The following is a 3,389-nucleotide window of genomic DNA, read 5'->3' as shown; positions in this document are numbered from 1 at the left end:
TCGGCGTCAAGCTGACCACCCTGCGTCCGGAGCAGGCCGCGTACATCGGCGTGGAGGTCGAGGGCCCCTACAAGGCGGACCACTACCGCTACTGAGTCAGCAGCCCCGCCCACCGGGGGAGCGCGCCCGTGCACAAACGCGCTCTTCCCGGTGGCAGGTCCTCCGAGGCAGGCCCCCGCACCCCCGTGTCGGGGGCCTGCCCCGTTGGCCTCAGGCCGGACCGCCCCGCCCGGACCAGCCCGTCAAGATCCAGGACCCCCATGCCCCGCGGCCGTTATTCGCTCCATGATCCGCACGATCACACCCCCCTCGCAGAAGAGCACTTCCACTGCGCCCCCGGCCCGTCCGGCTGGCGCTACGTCTCCCAGCTGACCACCCCCACCGGTGATCACAGCGGCTCCGTCGATCTCGCCCTCGACGACCTGGGCCGCCCCGTCCGTCTGGAACTGCATGCGGGGGGCTGGCAGGTGCGCGGCGCCGCTCTCGACGGCGTCACCTGGGTCCGCACCGATCCCACCGGAACTCATGCCACCGAAGGCAATGTGCGCGCCCACGCCTTCACCGGCACGTCCCCCGCGTTCCTCGTCGCCACCGCCCGTCTCCTGCGCCTCACCCCTTCCTCTTCCGCGACCCGCGTCCGCCTCGTGGCCTTCACGGACCCGGTCCTCGCCCCCCGCACCGTGGACCAGTCCTGGGCCTTGGTGAACAGCGAAGCACACGCCACTGACAACGGCCCCCTGGCCGTGGACGAATACCAGGTCACAGCCCTGGACACGGGTGAACGGCACACCGTGCACATCGCCGGGGACGTGGTCCTGGCCGCACCCGGCATCGAGCTGGAGGACCTGGAATCACCGCCGTCGGCCTTCGGCTGACCCGGCACTCGGCCGGGCGCTCACCCCGACGGCGTCACGGCGGCCACAGCGACGACCCGCCCGGTTCAGGCAGGCGGCACGAAGCCGGTGGCCGGGCGCTCAACCCGCGGCTGTGGCTGCGGCTGCGAGTGGGGCTGAGGTTGTGGTTGCTCCGGGGGCGACGAAGGCACCGCCCGCGGATGGTCCGCCACCGGCGGCGCGTAGCCGCCGGGCACCCCGTCCGCGGGCGGAACGAAGGGGGAAACGGAGGGGGAAGGGACACCGCCCGTCGCGACCGGTCCGCCGCGGAACGCCTGCCGGGCTTCACGGGCCTGCCGTTCGTGCACCACGGCCGCCAGATAAGCGGCCGGATGAACACCGTGCGGCGCCGGAGCACCCGTACGAGCGGCGACATCGTTCGCGAGACGCTCGGCCATTCCCCAGGCGATCTGCGGATCGAGCTGCTGCATCCGAGTCAGGTACTGACGAACGGCGAGCCACAGGCCGTCGGGCACTCCGGAAAGGTCCAGTTCGGAGAAACGCCCGGCCAGCAACGGCGGGGGAGGAGGGACGAGACGGGCCTGCCCGACAGGCACCCGCTCACGCACGACCAAGGTGCCGGCGAACACATCCCCCAGCCGTCGCCCCCGCGCCGACACCAGCGAGGCGATACACGCCACGACCCCGAGCGTGATCAGAATCTCGACCACACCGATCGCACCCCGCACCAGCGCGTGCCGGAACCGGATCGGCCCGCCGTCGTCCCGCACCACACGCAAACCGCAGGCCAGCTTTCCCAGCGAACGCCCGTGGCTCAGCGTCTCCACCGCGATCGGCCCGCCCACCAGCACCAGCAGGAAGCTCGCGATCGTCAGCGCGACCTGCGCAGCGCCGTCCAGGGACGCGGTGGCCGCCACCACCGCCAAGGTGACGCCGATGTACACGACCACGGCCACGACCAGGTCGAGCAGTACCGCCAAAGCCCTGCTGGGCAGCTTCGCAGGCCGCAGTTCGAGCGCCACCGCCTCGCCCGTCACCAGCTCACTCACGCCCGCCGTCCTTCCCTGGTCTGCCCCGAGAACCGCAAGTCTGCCAAGCTGAGAGCGCATCGCGCTGCAGTACGACAAGCTGACGGTAAAGACGGACCGCCACCACGGGTGGTCGAGGACCGGCCGAGGAGCAGGCAAACCCGATGGACCTGGACGTCTTCGTCTCCGCCCACCGAGCCGAGTGGGACCGCCTCGACGCCCTCCTCCGCCGGCGCCGCCTCAACGGAGCGGAGGCCGACGAACTCGTCACCCTCTATCAGCGCACCGCCACCCATCTTTCGCTGATCCGGTCCAGCGCCCCCGACCCGCAGCTGACGGGCCGGCTCAGCCAACTCGTGGCACGCGCGCGCAGCGCGGTCACCGGCGCGCGCCGTGCCTCGTGGCGTGATGTCACACGCTTCCTGGGCCAGGGCTTTCCGGCAGCCGTCTACCGGTCCCGCCACTGGTGGGTGCCCACCGCGCTCCTGTCGACCGCGATAGCCATCCTCATGGGCTGGTGGATCGGCACCCATCCCGCCGTGCAGTCCTCCATAGCGGCTCCCGGTCAACTGCGCGAGCTGACCCGGCCCGGCGGCGAGTACGAGACGTACTACTCAAGCCATCCCGCCGCCTCCTTCGCGGCCCAGGTATGGACGAACAACGCCCAGGCCGCAGCGATGTGCCTGGTCCTGGGCATCTTCCTGGGACTCCCCGTCCTGTGGATACTCCTCCAGAACATGATCAACCTGGCCGTCGGCTTCGGCCTGATGTCCTCCGCGGGCCGGCTCGACACCTTCCTGGGCCTGGTCCTCCCGCACGGTCTGCTCGAACTGACCGCCGTCTTCGTGGCGGCAGGTACCGGACTGCGCCTCGGCTGGACCGTCGTCGACCCCGGTCCCCGCACCCGCCGCACGGCCCTCGCGGAAGAGGGCCGGGCCGCGGTGGGAATGGCGATCGGCCTCGCCCTGGTCCTGTTCGTCTCCGGGGCCATCGAAGGTTTCGTCACCCCTTCCGGCCTGCCCACCTGGGCCCGCATCGGTATCGGCGTCGTCGCCGAGCTGGGGTTCCTGACGTACGTCTTCGTCCTCGGCGGCCGTGCGGCACGCGCCGGCGAGACGGGGGACCTGGAAGCGCCCGAACGCAGCGCCACGCTCCCGACGGCCGCCTGATGTGCGGACGGCCCCGGTGAACTGCTAGTGTCCTCTTCGCCCCGCAGGAGCTGTTGACACGGCGCTGGTGGGGAGGTAGATTCAAACAGTTGCCTAGAACTGGACAGGTTCGGGGCTGATCGTTAGAATCTATCTGCTCCTCGTGAAGACGCGGAAACGCATTACCGAGAAGCAACCCCCGATTATTCGGAAATGAGCGGCCGGTCAGACCGGCCTGGAACTTCTGATAAAGTCGGAACCGCAGGAAAGGGAAACGCGAGAGCGAAAACCTGGAAAGCACCGAGGAAATCGGGTCGAGAAAAGATCTGATAGAGTCGGAAACGCAAGACCGAAGGGAA

At 69.9% G+C, this 3,389-nt stretch carries 4 protein-coding genes; 3 read left to right on the top strand and 1 reads right to left on the bottom strand.

What is annotated here, in order from left to right; genetic code table 11:
- Positions 1-95, top strand: a 95-nt coding sequence (locus ACFYMM_RS44245; protein ID WP_383367890.1) for an adenosylhomocysteinase, incomplete at its 5' end; no start/stop codon positions are given.
- A 165-nt stretch (positions 96-260) separates the two neighbouring features.
- On the top strand, positions 261-875 hold the full coding sequence (locus tag ACFYMM_RS44240) for a hypothetical protein (protein WP_388398506.1): 615 nt from the start codon (positions 261-263) through the stop codon (positions 873-875).
- A gap of 65 nt (positions 876-940) precedes the next feature.
- Here ACFYMM_RS44240 and ACFYMM_RS44235 read toward each other — a convergent pair whose 3' ends face one another.
- On the bottom strand, positions 941-1,903 hold the full coding sequence (locus ACFYMM_RS44235) for an RDD family protein (protein ID WP_388398503.1): 963 nt from the start codon (positions 1,901-1,903) through the stop codon (positions 941-943).
- Between the two features lie 143 nt (positions 1,904-2,046).
- On the opposite strand from ACFYMM_RS44235, the gene ACFYMM_RS44230 reads away from it, so the two are divergent.
- Complete coding sequence (locus ACFYMM_RS44230; RefSeq protein ID WP_388398500.1) at positions 2,047-3,051, top strand: stage II sporulation protein M; 1,005 nt, start codon at positions 2,047-2,049, stop codon at positions 3,049-3,051.
- Positions 3,052-3,389: the final 338 nt, after the last annotated feature.

The sequence above is a fragment of the Streptomyces sp. NPDC006739 genome (genome assembly GCF_042869815.1).
Taxonomy (GTDB): Bacteria; Actinomycetota; Actinomycetes; order Streptomycetales; family Streptomycetaceae; genus Streptomyces.
This window is presented reverse-complemented; position numbering and strand designations above follow the sequence as displayed.